This is a genomic window from Streptomyces sp. NPDC007095, assembly GCF_040634475.1.
In the GTDB taxonomy this organism is placed as follows: domain Bacteria; phylum Actinomycetota; class Actinomycetes; order Streptomycetales; family Streptomycetaceae; genus Streptomyces.
Genome location: NZ_JBEYFS010000064.1, coordinates 18851 through 42977 on the forward strand (window position 1 = coordinate 18851; position 24127 = coordinate 42977).

Below are 24127 nucleotides of genomic sequence, written 5' to 3' on the forward strand. Positions count from 1 at the left end.
GGACCGACCAAGCATGACAAGCACGAAACGCAGTACAAGCGGAACAAGCATGACGAGCGGAACAAGCGTGACACCCACCGGGGTCCGGCAGATCACCCACCGGGGCCCGGCAGCGCATCCGCCCGTCCCAGCGGTACGTCCACCGAGCCCGGCAGCGCATCCGCCCGTCCCAGCGGTACGTCCACCGAGCCCGGCAGCGCACCCATCCGTCCCGGCAGGAAAGCCACCGAGCCCACAAGGACATCGTCCCGCAGGACATCCCGCGCACCCCGTGGACCGCCCCCGGACCCGAGGGTCCGGACGCCAGACCGGAAAACCGCGTCGACGGCTCAGCCTAGACGGATTTCCACCCATGCCGCCCGGTTCATGTCCCTGTCAGGAGTTGTACATCACTCCGTCCTTGACAACTCCCCTTCCCACACACGAGATTGACGCGCGTAGAAGTTCAAAGGGGTACTCGTCCCACCAGCTTCTACGCGCGTCACCGGCCCGCACACAGGTCGCGCTACCCCCACACGTTCCACCCTCGTCCCGGCGTTCATGTAAGTCCCCGGAGGGATTCCCTTGCCGAGCAAGAGAACCGCGCGCATCGGCGCGCTGACCGTAGCCGCGGTCTGTTCCACCGTCTCCGCCGTGGTGCTGACCGCACCCGCCCACGCGGACACCGTCCACATCCACGACATCCAGGGCACCACCCGGACGTCCCCCTACGCGGGCCAGAAGGTCACGGACGTGGCGGGCATCGTCACGGCCCTGCGGACCTACGGCTCGTCCCGGGGTTTCTGGATCCAGGACCCGAACCCGGACAACAACCCGGCCACCAGTGAGGGCGTCTTCGTCTTCACCAGCTCCACCCCGAAGGTCGCCGTCGGCGACTCGGTCACCGTCACGGGCACCGTCTCGGAGTACGTGCCCGGCGGCGCCTCCAGCGGCAACCAGTCGCTGACGGAGATCACCAAGCCGACGATCACGGTGCTGTCGTCCGGCAACGCGGTCCCCGCGCCCACGGTCATCAACAGCCGTTCCGTGCCGGCCGCCTACAGCCCCGCCGGTGACACGGCCGCGAGCGGCTCGATCAACGCGCTCGCCCTGGAGCCGACGAAGTACGCCCTGGACTACTACGAGTCCCTCGAGGGCATGAACGTCCAGGTCGCCGACACCCGCGTGGTCACCGCCACCGACGCGTACAGCGAGCTGTGGGTCACGGTGAAGCCGCACGAGCACCCCACCCGCCGCGGCGGCACGATCTACGGCGCGTACACCTCGCAGAACACCGGCCGCCTGCAGATCCAGTCCCTCGGCTCGACCGCCGACTTCCCCGTCGCGAACGTCGGCGACCAGCTCGCCGGCACCACCGCGGGCCCGCTCGACTACAACCAGTTCGGCGGCTACACGCTCGTCGCGAGCCAGTTGGGCACCCTGGAGAAGGGCGGCCTGCAGCGCGAGACGACCCGCAAGCAGTCGCGCGGCGAGCTGGCCGTGGCGACGTACAACGTCGAGAACCTGGACCCGGGCGACGGCACGTTCGCCGCCCACGCGGCCGCGATCGTGAACAACCTGCAGTCGCCCGACATCGTGTCCCTGGAGGAGATCCAGGACAACAACGGCGCGACGGACGACGGCACGGTCGCCGCTGACCAGACGGTGAACAAGCTGATAGACGCGATCGTCGCGGCGGGCGGCCCGAAGTACGACTGGCGTTCCATCAACCCGGTCAACGACCAGGACGGCGGCGAGCCCGGCGGCAACATCCGCCAGGTCTTCCTCTTCAACCCGGAGCGGGTCTCCTTCACGGACCGCGCGGGCGGCGACTCGACGACCGCCGTCGGTGTCACCGAGGTGCACGGCAAGGCCCAGCTGACGGCCTCCCCCGGCCGGATCGACCCGGCCAACACGGCCTGGACGTCCAGCCGCAAGCCGCTGGCCGGCGAGTTCGTCTTCCGTGGCAAGACGGTCTTCGTGATCGCCAACCACCTCAACTCCAAGGGCGGCGACCAGGGGCTGACCGCGCGGTACCAGCCCCCGGCCCGCAGCTCGGAGACCCAGCGTCATCTGCAGGCGACGGCGGTGAACTCCTTCGTCAACGAGATCCTCAAGGCGCAGAAGAACGCCGACGTGCTCGCCCTCGGTGACATGAACGACTTCGAGTTCTCGGACACCACCAAGATCCTCGAGGGTGACGGCGAGCTCTGGTCCGCGATCAAGTCGCTGCCCAAGAGCGAGCGTTACACGTACGACTACCAGGGCAACCAGCAGGTCCTGGACCAGATCCTGGTCAGCCCGTCGATTCGCAAGGACTGCGACTTCGACTACGACAGCGTGCACATCAACTCGGAGTTCTCCGACCAGATCAGCGACCACGACCCGCAGGTACTGCGGTTCCGGCCGTAGGTCTGTAGGGGCTGTGGATGAGGCCACAGCCCCGAAACCGGAAGAGCCCGGCCCCGTCGTCCGGGGGGCCGGGCTCTTCCCTTGCCCGAGGTCAGGCGGCGAACGTCGCGTTCAGCCAGCCCTTCCAGGCGGCCTCGTTGTGCTTGGCGTCGGCGTCGGACGCGAAGTCGTGGACGCTCATGCCGACCGGGGCGCCCCAGTGGTTGCGCCCGAAGAAGCGGATGAGGGCGTTGTCGGTGCGCAGCCCGATGAAGTACTGGTTGCGGTAGTCGACCACGGCGTCGAGGAACTGCCCCTCGGGTCCGCGGGCCTGCACCCGCGCGCCCTCGGCCATGTCGTCCGCGAGGCCGAGCGCCCGCCCGACGGCGGCGAAGGCGTCGGACGCCGTGGACGCGCCGGGCCCGTCGAAGGTGGCGAAGGCGACCGGGCGCCCCGCGAAGTGCGTCACGTACTCGCGCAGGGTGTGCAGATAGAAGTCCGTGTGCTTGCTCGCGCCGTCGTACTGGTTGTCCCAGTCCTCGACGAAGATGCCGCTGTGCACGTACCGCACCCACGACCGGCGGCCGTCGTCACGCGGCTCGATGGTCTCGTCGATCTGGTTGAGGGTCTGCTGGGAGATGCCCTCGACGTCCTCGACCAGGCTGGTGAGGCGGTGCGGCGGGTCCCAGTTGGTGAGCGTGGAGCCGAAGGGCCCGGTCCCGCCCTGACGCGGCTCGAACTCCATCGGCCACAGCCAGCCGCCGGTACCGGTGGTGATCGCCTCCCACATCTGCTCCGGGGTGGCGTCGACCTCGAACTCGCGGGCGATCTCGAACTCGCGGGCGATCTCGAATTCCTTGGACATGGTGGGGGTTCTCCTGTGGTTCAGTCCTGGTCGGGCGGGGCCGGGGCCACCGCGAGGGGGGTCTCCGGCGTCGCGGCGGCCGCCGCCTCGACGGTGACTTCCGGCGTGACGATGACTTCCGGCTTTGCGACGACTTCCGGCCTGACCATGACTTCCGGCTTTGCGACGACTTCCGGCCTGACCATGACTTCCGGCTTTGCGACGACTTCCGGCGTGACCATGACTTCCGGCTTTGCGACGACTTCCGGCCTGACCATGACTTCCGGCTTTGCGACGGCTTCCGGCCTGACCATGACTTCCGGCTTTGCGACGGCTTCCGGCGTGACGATGGCTTCCGGCTTTGCGGCGACTTCCGGCGTGACGATGGCTTCCGGCTTTGCGATGGCTTCCGGCTTGAGCGTCGGGTGGACGGCGACGACGATCCGGTGGTCGCGCCCGCCCTCCGCGTTCCCGTCGTGGTACTTGCGGATGAGCGCGCCGACCCCTTGCGTCAGCTCCTCGATGAACGCGGCGCGGTCGGCGGCGGAGGCGAAGGTCACCTCACCGTCGAGCGCGTAGGTGGCGAGCCGCTTGCGGGCCTTCGCCGCGCCGGTGATCAGCGAACCGACGTCCCGGACCAGCCGGGCACCGACGGCGAGCAGCCAGCGGGCCGAGAGCTGGTCCCGGAAGCGGTCCGGGTCGGGCTGCACGGCGGCGAGGGCGAGTGGCGAGATGACGTAAGACGACGCCGTCGCGCGCATCAGCCGCTCGGTGACATTGCCCTTGCGGCGCTCGCCCGCGAGCTCGACCAGTCCGTGCCGCTCCAGCGCCTTCAGGTGGTAGTTCACCTTCTGCCGCGGCAGCCCGACCCTTCCGGCCAGCATGGCGGCCGACGCGGGCCCGGCGGCGAGCTCGGCCAGCAGCCGGGCCCGTATGGGGTCGAGCGAGACGGCGGCTGCCTCGGCATCCTCGATCACGGTCACGTCCAACATGACCCCACCGTCTCACCGAAAACTTTTTTTGTCCAGACGGGTCAAGTTGTCGGAGAAGAGGCCGCGAGTACCCGTCGACCCCCGCGAGAACTCATCGGCTGCCGCGCGTCAGCCCTGCGGCCCGCCCTCGTCGAGACGTGCCAGCTGGGTCTGGAACCAGTCCAGCCTGGCCTGCAGCAGTGCCGCCTCGGCGACGAGTTCGGACACCCCGAGCCCCGCGGGCAGATCCCCGACCACGGCCCCGCTCCCGGCGCGGACCCGCAGCCCGTCACCGGCCAGCCGCGCGAACCCGGCGAGCGACAGGGACGTACGACCGCGTACGCAGCCCGCGCAGGCCGCCGCGAGGGCGCGCCAGCCGGGGCGCCCCCAGCCCGCGTCCGCGAGCGCGGCGGCCACCGCGCCGCACGCGCAGGGACCGACCGTCGCGCTCCGCACCCGCTGGCGGGCGTAGCGGAACCCCTGTTCGAAGCGGATGTAGGCGCCGAGGACGGAGACCTCCAGAAGGACGGCCGCCCGGTGCTCGGCGGTGCAGAGCATGGCCTCGGCCGCAGCCGGGTCGTGCACGCAGTGGAAGCCGCAGTCGCAGCGACGGTGCGGCGACCGGTGCCTCAGCCCGTAGACGCAGCGCGCCTCGTCCAGCACTCCGTACGGCACCGCGCCGCCCAGCGAGACGCCGGTGAACCCGGCCCGGGTGCCGTCCTGGGACAGCACCGGGTGGGCGATCTTGTATCCGGTCGGCGGCTCCGCCGGTCGTTCCTCGGGGAGCCGCAGCCTCATCGGGCGACCGGGACCTCTTCGGGCACGGACGCCTCCAGCTCCTCGATTTCCTCGGGAAGTTGGAGATTGTCTTCGTCCACGCGAGTCCGCTCTTCCGCGACTCCGGTGGCGAGTGCCTTGCCCAGCCTCATGACGCCTCCCGCGATCTGCCGTCGACTTCCGTCCTCGCCATGGTGACCCATAGGGGCCGGGTTGGCACCAGGGCCTCGCGAAAGCAGCCACCTGGTAGCAATGCTTTCCTTTATCTCGTAGAAGAATTAAGTGGAGCTTCACAGTGGAGCTGCCGAGACTACTCGCATGACGACCTCAGCCCCCTCCACCCCTCCGTCCGCCGCTTCCTCCGCTCCTCCCTTCGGCCGTGCGCTCTGCGCGATGGTCACGCCCTTCACCGAGGCGGGCGCGCTCGACCTCGACGGGGCGGGGCGGCTCGCCGACCGGCTGGTCCGCGCGGGCTGCGACGGTCTGGTCCTGTCCGGCACCACGGGCGAGTCCCCGACCACGACGGACGCCGAGAAGTCCGCGCTCGTACGCGCCGTGCGCGAGGCGGTCGGCGAACGGGCCGCGATCGTCGCGGGCGTCGGCACCGCCGACACGCGGCACACCGTCGAACTGGCCCTGGCGGCCGAAAAGGCGGGCGCGGACGGTCTGTTGGTCGTGACGCCGTACTACAGCAGGCCTCCGCAGGACGCCGTCGAGGCGCACTTCCGGGAGATCGCCGACGCCACCGGACTGCCGCTCACGCTGTACGACATTCCCGGCCGCACCGGCACCCGTATCGAGCCCGACACCCTGATCCGGCTCGCCGAGCACCCCCGGATCGTGGCCGTCAAGGACTGCGCGTACGACCTCCTCGGCACCCAGAAGGTGCTGGCCCGCACGGAGTTGGCGTACTACGCGGGCTGTGACGAGCAGGTGCTCGCACTGCGGGCGGTCGGCGGGACCGGGTACATCAGCACGGTGGCGAACGCGGCCCCCGGCCCCTTCCGCGCGATCCTCGACGCGTTCGAGGCGGGGGACACGGCGGAGGCGGCCCGTCGGCAACAACGCGCCGTCCCGATCGTCGAGTTGATGATGTCGTCAGGACTGCCCGGCACGGTCACGGCCAAGGCCCTGCTCGGCCGGCTCGGCCTGCCCGCGGGTCCGGTCCGTGCGCCGCTGCGGCCCGCCGGCCGGGAGGTGACCGACGGACTGCTGGCGGCGTACGAGGAGTTGGCGGCCGCCTGATCAGCGCCGGGCGAACACCGGTGTCCAGCGCCCGGCGGCGCCGTCGTTGCCGCCGCGGAAGCCGCTCAGCGCTACCTCCTTGCCGCTGCCCAGGGCGACGACCACGAGCCGGTTGTGGAACTCGTTCGAGCCGGGCGTGATGTCCCAGGCGATCAGGCGCTTGTTGTCGGCCCAGGCGAGCAGTTCCTGCCCGCGCACGGTTGTGATCCGCCTGCCGGTGACGGGGTCCAGGATCGCGGAGGCGGTGTTCTGCGCGCCGCCCGCGAAGTCGCCCGCGGCGTGCCTGCCGTCCGGGGACAGCCGCGCGTCGACGTACCAGAGCAGGTGCTTCTCGTTCGCGGGTGCCTGAACCTGGTAGCCCCGGAAGTCGTAGAAGTACTGGCCCGGTGTCGTGGTGAACCCGGTGTAGACCAGCTTTCCGTCGTGGCTGAAGCCGAAGTCCTGGCGGTCGTTGAGGCCGCTGCCGTCGCCGGGCGACACCGCGTTCCAGGCCGCCGCCTTACCGGAAGCGACATCGACGACGTAGAAGCCGGTCCGGCCCGGCTCCTGGAAGTTCGGCCAGGGGCTGCCCTGACCGTCCTTCGGCGTGACATGCAGATCGGGGTTCTTCTTGTAGGTCGTCGCGACGAGTTTGCGGCCGTCGGGCGAGAACGCGACCGCTCCGACGGTGTGGTCGACCGGAATCCAGCGCTCCACCTTGCCGGTGAGCAGGTCGAGCAGACCGATCCGCCTGGCGGGCAGTGTCCGCTCCAGGACGGCGGCGGTCCGCAGACCGGGGGCGACCGCCACGAACGACCACTTCGTCTTCACGTACTTACGGGTGCGCGCGTCGAGGAGCCAGTACGTGCGGACGTCGGTGTGGTGCGTGGCCGACAGCTTGACGTTCGTCTCCGTGTAGTACGCGGCCAGCGCGACTCCCCCGGCCGCGATCAGGTCGCGCGGTGGGGTCTGGCCGGGGTGGGCGATGATGTCGTTCTCGTTCAGGACGTTCGCCGGGCGCACGTCGTCCTTGCCGGTGCCCGGGCCACGCTCAATTCCACAGGGGCCGACAGCGGACGGCAGCGGACGGCAAGAGAAAAGGCAAGGAGGTGATAACCCACTCCTTGCCACTCTCAACTTATAGCGCACCGGGGGGCTTGCGGCAAGGCCCCCGTCGTGCCGCAGAATCACCGGCCGAAGCCAGAATCTGCCGAACCGGGGAGTCGCAAAGTGCGTGTGGTGTTGTCGACATGGGGATCGCGAGGGGACGTCGAACCGCTGGCGGGACTCGCGTTGCGGTTGCGGGAACTCGGCGCGGAGGTGCGGGTGTGCGCGCCTCCGGACGAGGAATTCGTGGCGCTGCTGGCTCGGGTCGGCGTGCCGCTGGTGCCGCTCGGCCCGTCGGTGCGCTCGGTGGTGACCGGCGAGAGGCCGCCGTCGACAACGGCCGCGTTCCGGCTCGCGCCCGAGCTGGTCGCGGCGAGGTACGAGACGCTCACCGCGGCGGCCGAGGGGTGTGACGCGCTGCTGGCGACCGGCCTGATGCCGGCCGGCGCGCGCTCGGTGGCCGAGAAACTGGGCATCCGCTACGTGTTCGCGTGCTTCCATCCGTTCGGACTGCCGTCGCAGCACTTCCCTCCGCAGTCGCGGCCGGGCCGGCCGTCCCCGCGGGAGGAGACCGACCTCAAGGTGCTGTGGGAGCAGGACGCCCAGCGCGTGAACGAGCTGTACGGCGAGGCGGAGAACAGCCACCGGGCGGTGATCGGCCTGCCACCGGTGGACAACGTCCGTGACTACGCGGTCACCGACCGGCCGTGGCTGGCGGCGGACCCCGTCCTGGGCCCGTGGCAGGACCTGACGGATCTCGGCCTCGTACAGACCGGGGCGTGGATCCTGCCGGACGAACGCCCGCTCCCGGCCGGGTTGGAGGCGTTCCTGGACGCCGGTGAACCACCGGTGTACGTGGGCTTCGGCAGCATGGCCGCGCACGCCCCGAAGGACATCGCCCGGGTGGCCATCGAAGCGAGCCGCGCGCGGGGCCGCCGCGTACTCCTTGCCCGCGGCTGGGCCGGCCTGGCCCCGATCGACGACGTCGACGACTGTTTCGTCGTCGGTGAGGTCAACCAGCAGGCGCTGTTCGGCCGGGTGGCCGCCGTCGTGCACCACGGCGGCGCGGGCACGACGACGACGGCCGCCCGGGCCGGCGCGCCCCAGGTGGTCGTACCCCAGATCGTGGACCAGCCGTACTGGGCAGCCCGGGTCGCCGAGCTGGGCATCGGCGCGGCCCACGGCGGTCCGACTCCGACCTTCGAGTCCCTGTCGGCCGCGCTCGGCACGGCCCTGGCCCCCGAGACCCGCGCACGGGCGACCGCCGTGGCCGCCACGATCCGCACCGACGGGACGACGGTGGCCGCGAAGCTTCTCCTCGACATGATCAGCCGGGAGGAGCCGCGCACATCCGCGTGAACCCTACGGGACCCGTCCGGCCGGGACCCCGGACACAAGAACCCGCACACGCCGGTCCGGACGCCTTGCCGCGCGCAAGGGTCACGAGCGACCTCACCTTCGGAACATTCGGAGCCAACGACGTGAACCCCCTGACCACCAGCGCGTTCGACCTTCCCGACCGCCTCTCCGCCAAGGCCGACCCGACGCTGATCGCGGGCGACGAAGAGCACTTCGCGGCCATCGCGGAGTGCCTCGAACAGTCGATCGCAGAGCTGACCGACCTCCTCGACGCCGAGCGCAGGGCGCCCGGCGGTGCGGGCCGGCAGGCGATGGACCGGGACGTGGAGATCCACCGGCTGACCGCTCGCCTGCGCGCCCTGCGTCGCTTCGGCCTGGACCTGTGCCTCGGGCACATGGTCGGCGCGGACGACTCAGAGCCCGTGTACATCGGACGGCTCGGCCTCACGGACACTACGGGTCGTCGGCTGCTGCTCGACTGGCGCTCCCCCGCGGCCGAGCCGTTCTTCGGAGCCACCCACGCCGACCCGATGGGTCTGGCGAGCCGCCGCAGGTATCGCTGGACCCGAGGCCGGATCGGCGACTACTGGGACGAGGTGTTCACCTCGGACGGATTCGCCGGCCACGCCGCGCTCGACGACCAGTCCGCCTTCATCGCCAGCCTGGGCGGCGACCGGTCGCCGCGGATGCGCGACGTGCTCGGCACCATCCAGGCCGACCAGGACGCCATCATCCGCGCGGGGTCCCGCGGCGCTCTCGTCGTCGACGGCGGTCCGGGTACGGGCAAGACCGTCGTCGCTCTGCACCGCTCCGCCTACCTCCTCTACTCCGACCCGCGCCTCGGTCATCGCCGGGGCGGCGTGCTGTTCGTCGGTCCGCACCGGCCCTATCTGGCCTACGTCGCCGACGTCCTGCCCAGCCTCGGAGAGGAGGGCGTGCAGACCTGCATCCTGCGGGATCTCGTCGCCGAGGGAGCCGCCGCGACGATCGAGGCCGACCCGGAGGTGGCTCGCCTGAAGTCGTCCGCCGATCTGGTGAAGGCGATCGAGACAGCCGTGAGGTTCTACGAGGAGCCGCCCACCAAGGGGATGACGGTCACGACCCACTGGTCCGACATCTGGCTGAGCGCCGACGACTGGGCCATGGCGTTCGAAGCGGCGGAGCCCGGTACTCCGCACAACGAGGCGCGCGACCAGGTCTGGGAGGAGGTGCTCACGATCCTGGTGGACAAGCACGACGACGCCTCGGCGCATGACGGCGACGTCTCGGCCGATCTGCTCCGTACGTCGCTGCTGCGGAACAGGGACCTGCTCACGGCCTTCAACCGCGCCTGGCCGCTGCTCGAAGCGGCCGACCTCGTCTCGGACCTGTGGTCGGTACCCGCCTACCTGCGCAAGTGCGCTCCCTGGCTCGGCGTCGACGAGGTTCGGCGGCTGCGGCGCGAGGACGCCCAGGCCTGGACGGTGTCCGACCTGCCGCTCCTGGACGCGGCACGGCAGCGGCTCGGCGACCCGGAGGCGGCGCGGCGCAAGCGTCGTGACGAAGCCGCCGTCGCCGCCGAACGAGCACGCAGGGCCGACGTCATCGACAGCCTGCTGCAGAACGTCGTGATCGACGAGAGCGAGGGCGCGCTGGGCATGCTGCACGGACAGGACCTGCGGGACACCCTGGTCGACGAGAGCGCACTGCCCGGCACCGAACCGGACCTGCTCGCCGGTCCGTTCGCGCACATCGTCGTGGACGAGGCTCAGGAGCTGACCGACGCGGAGTGGCAGATGCTGCTGCTCCGCTGCCCGTCCCGGAGCTTCACCATCGTCGGGGACCGTGCCCAGGCAAGGCACGGGTTCACGGAGTCGTGGCGGGAGCGGCTCGAGCGGATCGGGCTCGACCGTATCGAGTCGGCCTCCCTGAGCATCAACTACCGGACGCCGGAAGAAATCATGGCGGAGGCCGAGCCGGTCATCCGGGCCGTGCTCCCGGACGCCAATGTGCCGACCTCCATCCGCAGCGGCGGCGTTCCCGTCGTACACGGATCCACCGCGGATCTGAGCTCGATCCTCGACACCTGGCTCGCCGCGCATACGGACGGCATCGCCTGTGTCATCGGCGACCCCGCATTCCGGGCGACGTCCCGCGTCCGTTCACTGACCCCGGAGCTGTCGAAGGGGCTCGAGTTCGACCTGGTCGTCCTCATCGACCCGGAGACGTTCGGCGAGGGCGTCGAAGGAGCGGTCGACCGCTATGTCGCGATGACCCGAGCGACCCGGCAACTCGTCGTCCTCACGAGCTCATGAAGCGGCTCCCCGCGCCCCGGTAGGGGCGCGGGGGCTGCGACATCTGCGGCTCCGCCGCGGGAGCCGTCGGAGGCTGGATTGCAGAGCCTGTGAGTGGCAGCAGCAGGTCAGCAGCAGGTCAGAGCATTGATCGATGAGGCGGCCGCAGGTCATGGCCGCCGATGATCAGTTGTGGCTGTGCAGAACCTCGTTCAGGCCGCCCCACACCGCGTTGTTCGGCCGCGCCTCGACGGTTCCGGTCATCGAGTTGCGGCGGAAGAGGATGTTCGACGCCCCGGACAGCTCACGGGCCTTGACGATCTGCCCGTCGGGCATGGTCACGCGGGTGCCCGCGGTGACGTACAGCCCCGCCTCGACCACGCACTCGTCGCCGAGGGCGATACCGACGCCCGCCTCGGCGCCGATCAGGCAGCGCTCGCCGATGGTGATGCGGACGTTGCCGCCGCCGGACAGGGTGCCCATGGTGGAGGCGCCGCCGCCGATGTCGGAGCCGTCGCCGACCACGACGCCGGCCGAGATGCGGCCCTCGACCATCGACGTGCCGAGCGTGCCCGCGTTGAAGTTCACGAAGCCCTCGTGCATGACGGTGGTGCCCTCGGCGAGGTGCGCGCCGAGCCGGACGCGGTCGGCGTCGGCGATCCGGACGCCCTTGGGGGCGACGTAGTCCGTCATGCGCGGGAACTTGTCGATGGACGTCACCTGGAGGTGCAGGCCCTCGGCGCGGGCGTTGAGGCGCACCTTCTCGACGTCGTCCACCGCGACCGGGCCGAGCGAGGTCCAGGCGACGTTGGCGAGATGACCGAAGATGCCGTCCAGGCTCTGGCCGTGCGGCTGCACGAGGCGGTGCGAGAGCAGGTGCAGGCGCAGGTAGGTGTCGTGCGCGTCGATCGGCTTCTCGTCCAGCGAGGCGATGACCGTGCGGACCGCGACCACTTCGACGCCCCGGCGGGCGTCGGGCCCGATGGCTTTGGCGGCGCCTTCACCGAGCAGCTCGACGGCACGCTCGGCGGACAGCCGCTCGGTGCCGGCCGGGCCGGGCTCGGCGGACAGCTCGGGCGCGGGGAACCAGGTGTCGAGGACGGTGCCGTCGGCCGTGAGGGTGGCGAGGCCGGCGGCGACGGCGCCGGTGGTGCGAGTAGCAGTCGTGTCGGTCATGGGTGAAACCTAACGCGGCGCGGGGCGCACGAGCGAACCGGTACACCCGCCATCTCACCTGCCGGGCGCCCCGTACGCCCCCTCGCGGGACCCCGTTCTCCCTTCGCACATCCCCCGCACCGAACCCTCCCCCTCAGCCGATCACCCGCCCCAACACCTCCCGCGCATACCCCTCGTCATACGACACCCCCGTCAGCAGCACCTGCAGACAGATCCCGTCCACCAGCGCGACCAGCGCCCTCGCGGTGACGGGGTCGGTGCGACGGGCGAGGGGTTCGGCGAGGTCCTGGACCCATTCGGCGGCGACGGGGCGCAGGGCGGGGCGGCGCAGCGCCGCGAGGTAGAGCTCGTACTCCAGCTCCACCCCCGTACGGTCGCCCGCCAGCCACTCGCCCATCAGCCCGGCGAGTTCGCCGGCGAGGTCGGCCCGGGGGTCCTCCAGCGCGCCGCGTGCGGCGATCACCTTGGCGAAGCCCTCGTTCGCCTGGCGCAGCGCGGCGACCATGAGCTCGTCGAGGGTCTTGAAGTGGTACGTGGTGGAGCCGAGGGGCACATCGGCCTCGGCGGCCACGGTGCGATGGCTCAGCCCTGCGAGTCCCTCGGCGCCCACGACCCGGATCGCCGCGTCGATGATCCGCTGCCGCCGCTGGGGGTCGTAGCGGCGCGCCGCCATCAGTGGGCCCCGCCGAGGTTCAGCACCACGACCCCGCCGATGATCAGCAGTATCCCGGCGACCTTGGTGAAGCTGAGCGCCTCGCCGAGGAACACCATGCCGATCGCGGCGATGACGGCGGTGCCGGCGCCGGCCCAGATCGCGTAGGCCGTGCCGACCTGGACGGTCTTCAGGCACTGCGCGAGCAGCACGAAGGCGATGACGTATCCGAGGACGGTCACCAGCGAGGGCCAGAGCCTGCTGAAGCCCTCGCTGTACTTCATGGCGGTCGTGGCGGCCACCTCGGAGGCGATGGCTCCGGAGAGCAGCACGTATCCCATGTGTACGAGTGTACGCATCGATGCGTACGCCCGTACGCAAAGAGCGCGAGCCCCTCGCCGCAGCTCACCCCGTGACCGGCCGGCAGGCCACCGGCCCCGGTTCACGCACCCGCGCCAGGCGGTCCAGCGTCCGCCGCTCGGCGCGGGTGGCCCGGCGCGGCACCTCCACCCGCCGGTAGCGCAGCAGTTCGGCGGGGTCGGGGCGGACGGCACCGGCGAGTTCGCGGCCGTACGAGGTCAGCCGTCCGCCCAATACGGCCTCGCGCAGTTGTATTTGATCGGGCGTCAGTCCGGTGGTCCAGGTGTCCGCCCGGGCGGTGTCCAGCACGCCGTGGGTGCACCGGTGCCAGGTCTTGCGGGCGGGTACGGCCATCCCGGCGACACGGTGCGGCTCGGTCGCTCCGGGGGCGTACTCCTCGCCCAGGAACCCGCACACACCCCGGAGTTGGCCCTCGGGACCGGCCACGAGGTCCTCGAAGCGAAGTCGGTACCAGCTGCCCGGGCCCAGTTCGCGCGCGCACTTGCGGGTGGTGTCCACGACCTGTGCCCAGGCGGCCACGGCCTCATGGAATCCCCGGTGCCACCAGGGCATCCGCAGCAGCGAGGCGACGCGGTCCCGGCCGTCCCGTACGAGGTGGACGGACTGCGCGTCGGGGAACAGCCGCAGGATCTCCGCCACGTGCAGGGCGTACGCGGGCCGCTTGTCGCCCCAGCGCACCTTGCCGTGTTCCTCGGTACAGGCCCGGAGCGCGATCCCGAGGGCCGAACCGAGGGCCGGCGGCCCGTCGTTGATCCGCTCGGCCACTCGCCCGGCGTCCAGTCCGAGCTCATGGAAGCGGGTCTCCTTGCGGCATGTGATCCAGCGCGCGAGCCCGGCCCGGTTGTCGCGCTCCGCCAGATCGCCGAAGGCCAGCCGTCCTTCGTAGGCGGGAAGCACGTTGGGGGTCCCCCATGCTCTTAAGGCTTTGGGGGAGTGTTTCGGGCGGCAGGGCGATCCGTGGATGCGCGTGCGGCATCAGCTGGAGAAGCGTGGTTCCCGAGCGGGGGCAGCCGAGGACGAACGCCGCACGTGTGGGGGCGGGTTGCACAGAAGCGGACACGACCTCACGCTGTCGCGCCCCGATGAGCCCGGACTTGGATCGCACTGAGAATGCAATGTGAAGCCACCACGCCCATGAATTCCCATGAACCCCCATGAATCCCCGTGGGGCCACGGGATCAGTGGGGGAAACGGCTGCTCAGAAGTCACCAAGTCCACTACTGTTTCACCAGTCGCGCACCGGGTTTCCACGGCTACCGCCGTTCCGTGTGCCTGCGCCCCCCTCTTGTGCTGAGACCAGTAGACGAATCCGCGTGCGCCTTGGGCGACGCTGGAGGAACGCGCATGCCAGAAACAACGCCAGAGCCCGAACCCGAGCCCGGGGCCGACCAGCCCGTGCCCACTTCGGAGGAACCCGCCTGGCGCCCCACCCCCCAAGGCACTCCCTATCCGGGGGAACTGCCTCCCTTCGTCGAGCCGCCGGTGCCCTGGGAGTCCGGGGAGTTCCCGGACGAGGGTCGGTTGCCCGGAACCCGACGGCTGTGGATGGCCGGCGGCCTCGCGGTGGCGGTGCTCATCGCCACCGCGACCGCGATCGCCGTACTGGACAGCAAGACTGACGCCGCGTCGCTGAACCGGGCGAACCACACCGCCTCCGACACGGACGTCCCGCTCATACCCGGCGTCTCCGGCTCGGCCGACGGCAGCACCACGGCCCCGGCGGGCAAGAACGCCCTGTCCTCCCCGCGGCGCTCCGGCTCCACCTCCACCGCGTCGGACTCGGCCTCGCCGGGGCCCTCGGAACAGGGGTCCGACGACAAGCCCGTCGCCGGCACCACCGAGCCGTCGAAGAACGCCTCGTCCAGCAAGCCTCCCGAGTCCAAGCCCGTCTCCTCGCGGAAGTCGCTCCAGTCGGTCAACTACCCGAACCGCTACTGGCATCTGAGCGACGGCTTCGTACGGCTCGATCCGGTGGATTCGGGCAGCTCGGGCGCGACCAAGCGGGACGCCAGCTTCAAGGTGGTGGCGGGGCTCGGCAACGCCAACTGCTACTCCTTCACCACCGCCGACGGCGCCTATCTGCGCCACCGCAACTTCTCTCTGCGCGCCGACGGCAACGACGGCTCCGACCTCTTCCGCAAGGACGCCACCTTCTGTCCCCGGACATCCCCGTACACCGGCGCCGTCATGCTGGAGTCGATCAACTACCCGGGCCGCTATCTGCGCCACCGCAACTTCCAGCTCCGTCTGGACAGAGACGACAACAGTCAGCTCTTCCGCGCGGACTCGGCGTTCCGTGTGGTGAACGGCTGGTCCTGACCCCAGGAACACCTGTGGCCCCCGGCGAGCTGCCGGGGGCCACAGACGTTTGCGGAGGTGTGCGCGGACTCAGACGTTGAACCCGAGCGCCCGAAGCTGCTCACGTCCGTCGTCCGTGATCTTGTCCGGGCCCCACGGCGGCATCCAGACCCAGTTGATGCGCAGCTCGTTGACGATGCCGTCCGTGGCGGACTTGGCCTGGTCCTCGATGACGTCGGTCAGCGGGCAGGCCGCGGACGTCAGGGTCATGTCGATCGTCGCGATGTTCGCGTCGTCGATGTGGATGCCGTAGATCAGGCCGAGGTTGACGACGTCGATGCCCAGCTCGGGGTCGACGACGTCGTACAGCGCCTCACGGAGTTCTTCCTCCGAGGCCGGCTTCGTCGTCAGGGTCTCGTTCTCGCTCATGCCGTCTTCCTCTCGGCGCTCTCGCCCAGAGCCTGGGCCGTCGCGTCCTTCCACGCCATCCAGCTCAGGAGGGCGCACTTGACCCGGGCCGGGTACTTGGAGACACCGGCGAACGCGACCGCGTCCTCCAGCACCTCCTCCATCGCGTCGTCGGGCTCGATCCTGCCCTTGGACTGCATGAGCTCCAGGAAGGTCTCCTGGATCTTCTGCGCCTCGGACACGTCCTTGCCGACGAGGAGCTCGTTCAGCACGGACGCCGAGGCCTGGCTGATGGAGCAGCCCTGGCCCTCGTACGAGATGTCCGCGATCTGCTCGCCGTCGTACTTCACGCGCAGCGTGATCTCGTCGCCGCACGTCGGGTTGACGTGATGCACCTCGGCATCGCCATCCCGCAAGCCTCGCCCATGGGGGTGCTTGTAGTGGTCCAGGATGACTTCCTGGTACATCGAATCAAGCTTCACGTCTCAGCCAGCCCCTCAGCCGAAGAAGTTCCGGACGTGCTCCAGGCCGTCCACCAGCGCGTCGATCTCGGCCGGCGTGGAGTACAGATAGAACGACGCTCGCGTGGTCGCAGGAATTCCGTACCTCAGGCAGACCGGGCGCGCGCAGTGGTGTCCGACCCGGACCGCGATGCCCTGCTCGTCCAGGACCTGGCCCACGTCGTGCGGGTGGATGTCACCCAGGGTGAACGAGATCGCGGCGCCGCGGTCCTCGGCCGTGGTCGGGCCGATGATCCGCAGGTCGGGGACCTCGCCGAGCCGCTTCACCGCGTACTCGGTGAGCGCGTGCTCGTGGGCGAGGATCTTGTCCATGCCGATCGCGTTCAGGTAGTCGATCGCCGCGCCGAGGCCGACCGCCTGCGCGATCGGCGGGGTGCCCGCCTCGAACTTGTGCGGCGCCGGGGCGTACGTCGACGAGTGCATCGACACCGTCTCGATCATCTCGCCGCCGCCGAGGAACGGGGGCAGGTCCTCCAGGAGCTCCTGGCGGCCCCACAGCACGCCGATGCCCGTCGGGCCGCACATCTTGTGGCCGGTGAAGGCCACGAAGTCGGCCTGGAGGGCCTGGACGTCCAGCGGCATGTGCGGCGCGGCCTGCGAGGCGTCGATGCAGACCAGCGCGCCGACCTCCTGGGCGCGGCGGACTATGGCCTCGACCGGGTTGACGGTGCCCAGGATGTTCGACACCAGCACGAAGGAGACGATCTTCGTCTTCTCGGTGATGATCTCGTTGATGTTCGACAGGTCGAGGCGGCCGTCGTCGGTGAGACCGAACCACTTCAGCTTCGCGCCCGTGCGCTGCGCCAGCAGCTGCCACGGCACGATGTTGGAGTGGTGCTCCATCTCGGTGATGACGATCTCGGTCTCGTGGTCGACCCGGTAGGGCTCGTCGGCCCAGCCGAGCATGTTGGCCACGAGGTTGAGCGACTCGGAGGCGTTCTTGGTGAAGATCACCTCGTCGCGGCTCGGCGCGTTGATGAACGCGGCGACCTTGTCGCGCGCGCCCTCGTACAGCGCCGTGGCCTCCTCGGCGAGCACATGCACACCGCGGTGGACGTTGGCGTTGTAGCGCTCGTAGTACTCACTCAGGGCGTCCAGCACCTGGCGCGGCTTCTGCGAGGTCGCCGCGTTGTCCAGGTACACGAGCTTCCTGCCGTCGTGGACCTGACGGTCCAGGATGGGGAAGTCCTTGCGGATCGCCTCGGTGTCGAGGAGGCCCGGCAGCTGTGTCACGCGGATGCGCCACCCTTCGTGTCGACTTCGTGCTTCGCATAAGCCTCGTAGCCCTCGTTCTCCAGCTTGTCGGCGAGCTCGGCGCCGCCGGACTCGACGATGCGGCCGCCGGAGAAGACGTGGACGAAGTCGGGCTTGATGTAGCGCAGGATGCGCGTGTAGTGCGTGATCAGCAGGGTGCCGACCTCGCCGGTCTCGCGGACCCGGTTGACACCCTCGGAGACGACGCGCAGGGCGTCGACGTCCAGGCCGGAGTCGGTCTCGTCGAGGATCGCGATCTTCGGCTTGAGCAGCTCCAGCTGGAGGATCTCGTGGCGCTTCTTCTCACCGCCGGAGAAGCCCTCGTTCACGTTGCGCTCGGCGAAGGCGGGGTCCATGGAGAGGCGCTCCATGGTCTCCTTGACCTCCTTCACCCAGGTGCGCAGCTTGGGGGCCTCGCCACGGACGGCCGTGGCGGAGGTGCGCAGGAAGTTGGAGACGGAGACACCGGGGATCTCGACCGGGTACTGCATCGCCAGGAACAGGCCCGCGCGGGCGCGCTCGTCGACGGACATCTCCAGGACGTCCTCACCGTCGAGGGTGACGGTGCCGCCGGTGATCGTGTACTTGGGGTGGCCCGCGAGGGAGTAGGCGAGGGTCGACTTGCCGGAGCCGTTCGGGCCCATGATGGCGTGCGTCTCGCCCTGCTTCACGGTCAGGTCGACGCCCTTGAGGATCTCCTTCGTGGCGTTGTCGGCCTCGACGGTGACGTGCAGGTCGTGGATTTCAAGCGTTGCCATGGGTTCCTCAGGACTCCTGGGTGAGGGAGACGAGTACGTCGTCCCCTTCGATCTTTACGGGGTATACGGGGACGGGGCGCGTCGCGGGAAGGCCGGACGGCTTGCCGGTGCGCAGGTCGAACGCGGAGCCGTGCAGCCAGCACTCGATCTGGCAGTCCTCCACCTCGCCCTCGGAGAGCGAGACGTTCGCGTGCGAGCAGATGTCGTTGATCGCGAACACCTCCCCCTCGGTCTTCACGACCGAGACCGGCGTGCCGTCGAGTTCCACCCGCTTCGGGGTGTCCTCCTCCAGCTCGCTCAGCCCACAGGCGCGTACGAAGGTGCTGGTCATCAGACCGACGCCTCCAGCTCCTCGTCGATCTTCACGAGAAGGCGCTGCTCGATGTCGTCGACACCGATCTGCTGCACGAGCTCGGCGAAGAACCCGCGGACCACCAGTCGGCGGGCCTCGTCGGCGGGGATGCCGCGGGCCATCAGGTAGAAGAGCTGCTCGTCGTCGAAGCGGCCGGTCGCGGAGGCGTGTCCGGCGCCGACGATCTCGCCGGTCTCGATCTCCAGGTTCGGCACGGAGTCGACGCGGGCGCCGTCGGTCAGAACCAGGTTGCGGTTCATCTCGTACGTGTCCGTGCCCTCGGCCTTGGCCTCGATGAGGACGTCACCGATCCACACGGCGTGCGCGCCGTCGCCCTGGAGCGCGCCCTTGTAGGCGACGTTCGACTTGCAGTGCGGGGTGTTGTGGTCGACCAGCAGACGGTGTTCCTGGTGCTGGCCCGCGTCCGTGAAGTAGAGACCGAACAGCTCGGCCTCACCGCCGGTGCCGGCGTAGGCCACGCGCGGGTGCAGGCGCACGAGGTCGCCGCCGAAGGTGACCACGAAGGACTTGAACGTGGCGTCCCGGCCGATCAGCGCGTTGTGCTGGCCCACGTGCACGGCCTTGTCGTCCCAGTCCTGGACGGAGACGACGGTGAGCTTGGCGCCGTCGCCCAGGATGTAGTCGACGTTGGCGGCGAGCACGGCGTCACCGGTGTGGTCGATGACGACGACGGCCTCGGCGAAGGCTCCGAGCTCCACGACCTGGTGGCCGTAGGCGACGCCGCCCTCTCCGTGCACCGCGACGCGGATGGGCTCGGTGAGCACCGTCTCCTTGGGGACGGTGATCACGCCGGCCTTCTCGAACGCGGAGTACGCCTGGGCGGCGACGCGGTCCACCGGGGTGCCCGCCCTGCCGAGGCGCGCGTCGTCACGGCCGACGGTCTCCACGACGACGCCCGCGGGCGCCTCCACGTCGACCTTCAGGCCGTCGCCGTTCGCGACCGCGGTCCCGTCGTGCAGCCCGCGCAGGCGCTCCAGCGGGGTGAACCGCCACTCCTCCTCGCGGCCGTGGGGGACCGGGAAGTCCGCCACGTCGAAGGACGGGGGCGCGCTCATGCGCGTGGCGACGGTCGACTCGGCGGCCACCGCGATCTGACCGGCGGTGGTTGACCCCACCGGGATGTTCTGAGCCTCAGCCATGGCTGTCGGTCTGCTCTCTTTCCTGCGTCAGTTGAGATCCTCGGGCCCGCCGGAAGGGGCGGGCCACCAGCTGTTTCCGGGCGGCGGGTCTTAGCCGACCGCGCCTTCCATCTGCAGCTCGATCAGCCGGTTGAGTTCAAGCGCGTACTCCATGGGCAGTTCCTTGGCGATCGGCTCGACAAAGCCGCGCACGATCATCGCCATCGCCTCGAACTCCGTCAGACCGCGGCTCATCAGGTAGAAGAGCTGGTCCTCGGAGACCTTGGAGACGGTCGCCTCGTGGCCCATGGACACGTCGTCCTCACGGACGTCGACGTACGGGTAGGTGTCGGAGCGGGAGATGGTGTCGACGAGCAGCGCGTCGCACAGCACGTTCGACTTCGAGCCGTGGGCGCCCTCGCCGATCTCGACCAGACCGCGGTAGGACGTACGACCGCCACCGCGCGCCACGGACTTCGACACGATGTTCGACGACGTGTTCGGCGCCATGTGGACCATCTTGGAGCCGGCGTCCTGGTGCTGGCCCTCGCCCGCGAAGGCGATGGAGAGGGTCTCGCCCTTGGCGTGCTCGCCCATCAGGTAGACGGCCGGGTACTTCATGGTGACCTTGGAGCCGATGTTGCCGTCGATCCACTCCATGGTCGCGCCCTCGTACGCCACGGCGCGCTTGGTGACCAGGTTGTAGACGTTGTTCGACCAGTTCTGGATGGTCGTGTAGCGGCAGCGGGCGCCCTTCTTCACGATGATCTCGACCACCGCGGAGTGCAGGGAGTCCGACTTGTAGATCGGCGCCGTACAACCCTCGACGTAGTGGACGTAGGCGTCCTCGTCGACGATGATCAGCGTCCGCTCGAACTGGCCCATGTTCTCCGTGTTGATACGGAAGTAGGCCTGGAGCGGGATCTCGACGTGCACGCCCTTCGGCACGTAGATGAAGGAGCCACCGGACCACACGGCGGTGTTCAGCGACGCGAACTTGTTGTCGCCGACCGGGATGACGGTGCCGAAGTACTCCTTGAAGAGCTCCGGGTGCTCCTTGAGGGCGGTGTCGGTGTCGAGGAAGATGACGCCCTGCTCCTCCAGGTCCTCGCGGATCTGGTGGTAGACGACCTCGGACTCGTACTGGGCCGCGACACCGGCGACGAGGCGCTGCTTCTCCGCCTCGGGGATGCCGAGCTTGTCGTACGTGTTCTTGATGTCCTCGGGCAGGTCCTCCCAGGACTCCGCCTGCTTCTCCGTGGAGCGCACGAAGTACTTGATGTTGTCGAAGTCGATCCCGGACAGGTCCGAGCCCCAGTTGGGCATGGGCTTCTTCTCGAAGAGGCGCAGGCCCTTGAGGCGGAGCTTGGTCATCCACTCCGGCTCGTTCTTCTTCGCGGAGATGTCGCGGACGACGTCCTCGTTGATACCGCGCTTGGCAGAGGCACCGGCCACGTCGGAGTCGGCCCAGCCGTATTCGTACGTACCCAGACCCTCGAGCTCAGGGTGGGCAGTCTCCTCGATGGGGAGCGTCATGCGGGGTTCCTCCCGGCGGTACTTGCAGATGCGTTATGGGTGGATTCGGAAATCTTGGAAATCTTGGGGATGAACGTGGTGCACACACCGTCGCCGTGGGCGATGGTGGCCAGCCGCTGAACATGGGTGCCGAGCAGCTGGGAGAAGATCTCGGTCTCCGCCTCGCACAGCTGCGGGAACTGCTCGGCGACATGAGCGACCGGACAGTGGTGCTGGCAGAGCTGCTCGCCGACCGGTGCGCTACGCGCTGCAGCAGCGTACCCGTCCGCACTCAGGGCCTTGGCCAACGCTTCGGCGCGCTGCTCCGGCGCGGCGGCCTCGACGGCCTTGCGGTACGCCTCGGCCTGGGCGGCCATCCGGGCGCGGGCGAAGGCGACGACCGCCTCGTCCCCGCCCTCGCGCGCCGCGATCCAGCGCATCGCGTCCGCGGCGAGCTTGTCGTAGGACTGGTCGAAGGCGTCCCGGCCGCAGTCGGTCAGGGCGAACACCTTGGCGGGGCGGCCGCGCGTACGCGCTCCGTAGACCCGCTGCTCCCGTGCTTCCACCACGTCGTCGGCGACCAGCGCGTCGAGATGACGGCGCACGGCGGCCTGGGTCAGCCCCAGCCGCCCCGCGAGGTCGGCCACGGTCGACGGGCCGTGGTCCAGGATGGACCGCGCGACACGGTTGCGCGTCGAACGCTCACCGGTCGCGAGTTCCTCCTGAGGGGCCCCCGTGGGGGTCTCCCGAGCCTCGCCAACGTTTTTCACAACGCCATTGTTGCGTAATTCCTCAGAGACTGACAAGCCGCGTCCCCGGAGGGGGGCGGTGCGCTGCGTCACTTAGGTCTACCTAAGGTGACCTGCGGAAACGATCTTTGATCGATCAATTCACTGGCTTCGGGACCGGCTCTCCGCAAGACTCGGGAACCATGCCGACACCCCCTCCGACCGGCCCACTCGTCACACGGGACACCCTCGCCGCCCAGCTCCTGGAGCTGGGCGTCCAGCCCGGAGAAACGCTTCTCGCGCACTCCTCCCTGAGCTCCCTCGGCTGGGTCAACGGCGGCGCCGTCGCCGTCGTCCAGGGACTGCTCGACGCCCTCGGTCCCGACGGCACCCTGGTCGTCCCCACCCAGTCCGGGGACCTCTCCGACCCGGCGCTGTGGAGCAATCCGCCCGTACCCGAGGAGTGGTGGTCGCCCATTCGGGCGACGATGCCCGCGTACGACCCCCTCGTGACACCCAGCCGCGGGGTCGGCGTGGTCCCCGAGACCGTCCGCACCTGGCCCGGCGCCCTGCGCAGCGCCCATCCGCAGACCTCCTTCGCGGCCCTCGGCCCCCGCGCGGCGGAGATCGTCGAGTGGCACGCCCCCGACTGCCGGCTCGGTGAGCGCAGCCCACTGGCCCGCCTGGAGTCCCTCGGTGCCCGGGTGCTCCTGCTCGGCGCGGGCTACGACACGTGCACCAGCTTCCACCTGGCCGAATACCGCATACCGTCCCCGCTCGTCGAGGTGGGACGCCCGGTGCGCACCCCGCAGGGAGCGACCCGCTGGGAGGTCGTCACCGAGGTCTCCGTCGACTCCGACCGCTTCGACGAACTGGGCTCCGACTTCGAACGGGACCGCCCCGTCGTACGGGGCCGGGTGGGCGCGGCCGACGTACGGCTGTTCCCGGTGGCCGACGCGGTGGCGTACGCGGAGCGCTGGCTGGCGCTGCACCGCCCCCGGGAGGAATGGGTCATGCCCGGGGCCGCCTCCTGAACCCCGCCCGACCGATCACCCGACCGGCTCCCTAGACTTGCGCCTCATGCGAAGCGAGCCCGTGGTCCAGGTCCAGGCCCTGGTGAAGCGGTACGGCGACAAGACCGCGGTGGACGGCCTCGACCTGGTGGCCGAGGCGGGCATCACCGCCGTACTGGGCCCCAACGGGGCGGGCAAGACGACCACGGTCGAGACCTGCGAGGGGTACCGGAAGCCGGATTCCGGCACGGTACGCGTCCTGGGCCTCGACCCGGTGAGACAGTCCGGGCAACTGCGCTCCCGCATCGGCGTGATGCTCCAGTCCGGCGGGGTCTACTCCGGTGCCCGCGCCGACGAGATGCTCCGCCATGTGGCGAAGCTCCACGCCCACCCCCTGGACGTGGACGCGCTCATCGAACGGCTCGGCCTCGACAGCTGCGGCCGCACGACCTACCGGCGGCTCTCGGGCGGCCAGCAGCAGCGCCTCGCGCTCGCGATGGCCGTGGTCGGCCGCCCCGAACTGGTCTTCCTCGACGAGCCCACCGCGGGCCTCGACCCGCAGGCCCGCCGCGCCACCTGGGACCTCGTCCGCGATCTGCGCGCCGACGGCGTCTCGGTCATCCTCACCACGCACTACATGGACGAGGCCGAGCAGCTCGCCGACGACGTCGCGATCATCGACGCGGGCAAGGTCATCGCGCAGGGCTCCCCCGAGGAGCTGTGCCGCGGCGGCGCCGAGAACACCCTGCGGTTCACCGGCCGTCCGGGGCTCGACGTCGGCTCCCTGCTGAAGGCCCTGCCGGCCGACTGTACGGCCGCGGAGCTGACGCCCGGCTCGTACCGGGTGGGCGGCAAGATCGATCCGCAGCTGCTGGCGACGGTCACCTCCTGGTGCGCGCAGCACGGCGTGATGCCGGAGAAGATCTCCGTCGAACGCCACACCCTGGAAGACGTGTTTCTGGAACTGACCGGCAAGGAGCTGCGTTCGTGACCACCGCCGGTACCTA

Annotated in this window: 25 protein-coding genes and 1 pseudogene; 7 read left to right on the plus strand and 19 right to left on the minus strand. The window is 69.9% G+C overall.

All coding sequences use genetic code 11. The annotated features are described in order from the left end of the window. Positions 1–92 precede the first annotated feature (92 nt). Complete coding sequence (locus tag ABZ656_RS22580) at positions 93–236, minus strand: hypothetical protein (protein ID WP_360270066.1); 144 nt, start codon at positions 234–236, stop codon at positions 93–95. Between the two features lie 328 nt (positions 237–564). Here ABZ656_RS22580 and ABZ656_RS22585 point away from each other — a divergent pair, with 328 nt between their 5' ends. After that, entirely contained in the window at positions 565–2391 is a 1827-nt protein-coding gene (locus ABZ656_RS22585) for an endonuclease/exonuclease/phosphatase family protein (protein ID WP_101405835.1), read from the plus strand. Positions 2392–2482: 91 nt separating this feature from the next. Here the strand turns inward: ABZ656_RS22585 and ABZ656_RS22590 are convergent, their stop codons facing one another. From ABZ656_RS22590 to ABZ656_RS22605, 4 genes and pseudogenes are all read right to left on the minus strand, one after another. Further along, positions 2483–3217 carry an SRPBCC domain-containing protein gene (locus ABZ656_RS22590; RefSeq protein WP_360270092.1) on the minus strand — a complete coding sequence of 245 codons (735 nt, stop codon included), beginning with the start codon at positions 3215–3217 and terminating at the stop codon, positions 2483–2485. A 410-nt stretch (positions 3218–3627) separates the two neighbouring features. After that, a pseudogene (locus ABZ656_RS22595) lies at positions 3628–4206 on the minus strand (helix-turn-helix domain-containing protein); the annotation flags it as partial. A gap of 108 nt (positions 4207–4314) precedes the next feature. Next, on the minus strand, positions 4315–4983 hold the full coding sequence (locus ABZ656_RS22600; protein ID WP_101405833.1) for a hypothetical protein: 669 nt from the start codon (positions 4981–4983) through the stop codon (positions 4315–4317). Next, positions 4980–5114, minus strand: a complete 135-nt coding sequence (locus ABZ656_RS22605; RefSeq protein ID WP_360270068.1) for a hypothetical protein — start codon at positions 5112–5114, stop codon at positions 4980–4982. The genes ABZ656_RS22600 and ABZ656_RS22605 overlap by 4 nt, the downstream gene beginning before the upstream one ends. A 166-nt stretch (positions 5115–5280) precedes the next feature. Between ABZ656_RS22605 and dapA the strand changes: the two genes are divergently transcribed. Next, positions 5281–6207 (plus strand): 4-hydroxy-tetrahydrodipicolinate synthase, encoded by a 927-nt coding sequence (gene dapA, locus ABZ656_RS22610; RefSeq protein ID WP_180362568.1) that lies wholly within the window; start codon positions 5281–5283, stop codon positions 6205–6207. Here the strand turns inward: dapA and ABZ656_RS22615 are convergent, their stop codons facing one another. Beyond that, positions 6208–7209, minus strand: a complete 1002-nt coding sequence (locus tag ABZ656_RS22615; RefSeq protein ID WP_101405831.1) for a hypothetical protein — start codon at positions 7207–7209, stop codon at positions 6208–6210. A gap of 207 nt (positions 7210–7416) precedes the next feature. Between ABZ656_RS22615 and ABZ656_RS22620 the strand changes: the two genes are divergently transcribed. Then, on the plus strand, positions 7417–8652 hold the full coding sequence (locus tag ABZ656_RS22620; RefSeq protein ID WP_360270071.1) for a glycosyltransferase: 1236 nt from the start codon (positions 7417–7419) through the stop codon (positions 8650–8652). A gap of 122 nt (positions 8653–8774) precedes the next feature. Then, a complete protein-coding gene (gene helR, locus ABZ656_RS22625) occupies positions 8775–10946 on the plus strand; it encodes an RNA polymerase recycling motor ATPase HelR (protein WP_360270073.1) in 2172 nt (723 codons plus the stop codon). A gap of 165 nt (positions 10947–11111) precedes the next feature. Here helR and dapD read toward each other — a convergent pair whose 3' ends face one another. The 5 genes from dapD to ABZ656_RS22650 form a co-directional block, all read right to left on the minus strand. Beyond that, positions 11112–12101, minus strand: a complete 990-nt coding sequence (gene dapD, locus ABZ656_RS22630; RefSeq protein WP_101405829.1) for a 2,3,4,5-tetrahydropyridine-2,6-dicarboxylate N-succinyltransferase — start codon at positions 12099–12101, stop codon at positions 11112–11114. 133 nt (positions 12102–12234) lie between these two features. Next, positions 12235–12774, minus strand: a complete 540-nt coding sequence (locus ABZ656_RS22635; RefSeq protein ID WP_101405828.1) for a TetR family transcriptional regulator — start codon at positions 12772–12774, stop codon at positions 12235–12237. Then, positions 12774–13094 (minus strand): multidrug efflux SMR transporter, encoded by a 321-nt coding sequence (locus ABZ656_RS22640; RefSeq protein ID WP_101405827.1) that lies wholly within the window; start codon positions 13092–13094, stop codon positions 12774–12776. Before ABZ656_RS22640 ends, ABZ656_RS22635 begins: the two co-directional genes overlap by 1 nt. Before the next feature lie 64 nt (positions 13095–13158). After that, positions 13159–14031 carry a sulfotransferase gene (locus ABZ656_RS22645; protein ID WP_360270075.1) on the minus strand — a complete coding sequence of 291 codons (873 nt, stop codon included), beginning with the start codon at positions 14029–14031 and terminating at the stop codon, positions 13159–13161. After that, on the minus strand, positions 13922–14290 hold the full coding sequence (locus tag ABZ656_RS22650) for a sulfotransferase (RefSeq protein ID WP_360270077.1): 369 nt from the start codon (positions 14288–14290) through the stop codon (positions 13922–13924). Before ABZ656_RS22650 ends, ABZ656_RS22645 begins: the two co-directional genes overlap by 110 nt. Positions 14291–14478: 188 nt before the next feature. Between ABZ656_RS22650 and ABZ656_RS22655 the strand changes: the two genes are divergently transcribed. Continuing rightward, on the plus strand, positions 14479–15453 hold the full coding sequence (locus ABZ656_RS22655; RefSeq protein WP_360270079.1) for an AbfB domain-containing protein: 975 nt from the start codon (positions 14479–14481) through the stop codon (positions 15451–15453). A gap of 69 nt (positions 15454–15522) precedes the next feature. On the opposite strand, the gene ABZ656_RS22660 is transcribed toward ABZ656_RS22655, so the two are convergent. From ABZ656_RS22660 to ABZ656_RS22695, 8 genes are all read right to left on the minus strand, one after another. Then, a complete protein-coding gene (locus ABZ656_RS22660; protein WP_101405825.1) occupies positions 15523–15861 on the minus strand; it encodes a metal-sulfur cluster assembly factor in 339 nt (112 codons plus the stop codon). Then, on the minus strand, positions 15858–16322 hold the full coding sequence (gene sufU / locus ABZ656_RS22665) for a Fe-S cluster assembly sulfur transfer protein SufU (protein ID WP_054235893.1): 465 nt from the start codon (positions 16320–16322) through the stop codon (positions 15858–15860). Before sufU ends, ABZ656_RS22660 begins: the two co-directional genes overlap by 4 nt. Positions 16323–16337: 15 nt before the next feature. Further along, a complete protein-coding gene (locus ABZ656_RS22670; RefSeq protein ID WP_054235894.1) occupies positions 16338–17594 on the minus strand; it encodes a cysteine desulfurase in 1257 nt (418 codons plus the stop codon). Next, positions 17591–18373, minus strand: coding sequence for a Fe-S cluster assembly ATPase SufC (sufC, locus tag ABZ656_RS22675; RefSeq protein ID WP_101405823.1), 783 nt, complete (start codon positions 18371–18373; stop codon positions 17591–17593). Before sufC ends, ABZ656_RS22670 begins: the two co-directional genes overlap by 4 nt. A gap of 7 nt (positions 18374–18380) precedes the next feature. Further along, positions 18381–18704 carry a bifunctional 3-phenylpropionate/cinnamic acid dioxygenase ferredoxin subunit gene (locus ABZ656_RS22680; protein WP_101405822.1) on the minus strand — a complete coding sequence of 108 codons (324 nt, stop codon included), beginning with the start codon at positions 18702–18704 and terminating at the stop codon, positions 18381–18383. Beyond that, positions 18704–19885, minus strand: a complete 1182-nt coding sequence (sufD, locus tag ABZ656_RS22685; RefSeq protein WP_101405821.1) for a Fe-S cluster assembly protein SufD — start codon at positions 19883–19885, stop codon at positions 18704–18706. The genes ABZ656_RS22680 and sufD overlap by 1 nt, the downstream gene beginning before the upstream one ends. Before the next feature lie 90 nt (positions 19886–19975). Beyond that, positions 19976–21400 carry a Fe-S cluster assembly protein SufB gene (sufB, locus tag ABZ656_RS22690; RefSeq protein ID WP_101405820.1) on the minus strand — a complete coding sequence of 475 codons (1425 nt, stop codon included), beginning with the start codon at positions 21398–21400 and terminating at the stop codon, positions 19976–19978. Continuing rightward, positions 21397–22149, minus strand: a complete 753-nt coding sequence (locus ABZ656_RS22695; RefSeq protein WP_101405819.1) for a metalloregulator ArsR/SmtB family transcription factor — start codon at positions 22147–22149, stop codon at positions 21397–21399. Before ABZ656_RS22695 ends, sufB begins: the two co-directional genes overlap by 4 nt. 161 nt (positions 22150–22310) lie before the next feature. Between ABZ656_RS22695 and ABZ656_RS22700 the strand changes: the two genes are divergently transcribed. Together ABZ656_RS22700 and ABZ656_RS22705 are read left to right on the plus strand one after the other, a co-directional pair. Beyond that, entirely contained in the window at positions 22311–23141 is an 831-nt protein-coding gene (locus ABZ656_RS22700; RefSeq protein WP_101405818.1) for an AAC(3) family N-acetyltransferase, read from the plus strand. A gap of 46 nt (positions 23142–23187) precedes the next feature. Then, on the plus strand, positions 23188–24111 hold the full coding sequence (locus tag ABZ656_RS22705; protein ID WP_101405817.1) for an ABC transporter ATP-binding protein: 924 nt from the start codon (positions 23188–23190) through the stop codon (positions 24109–24111). Positions 24112–24127 lie beyond the last annotated feature (16 nt).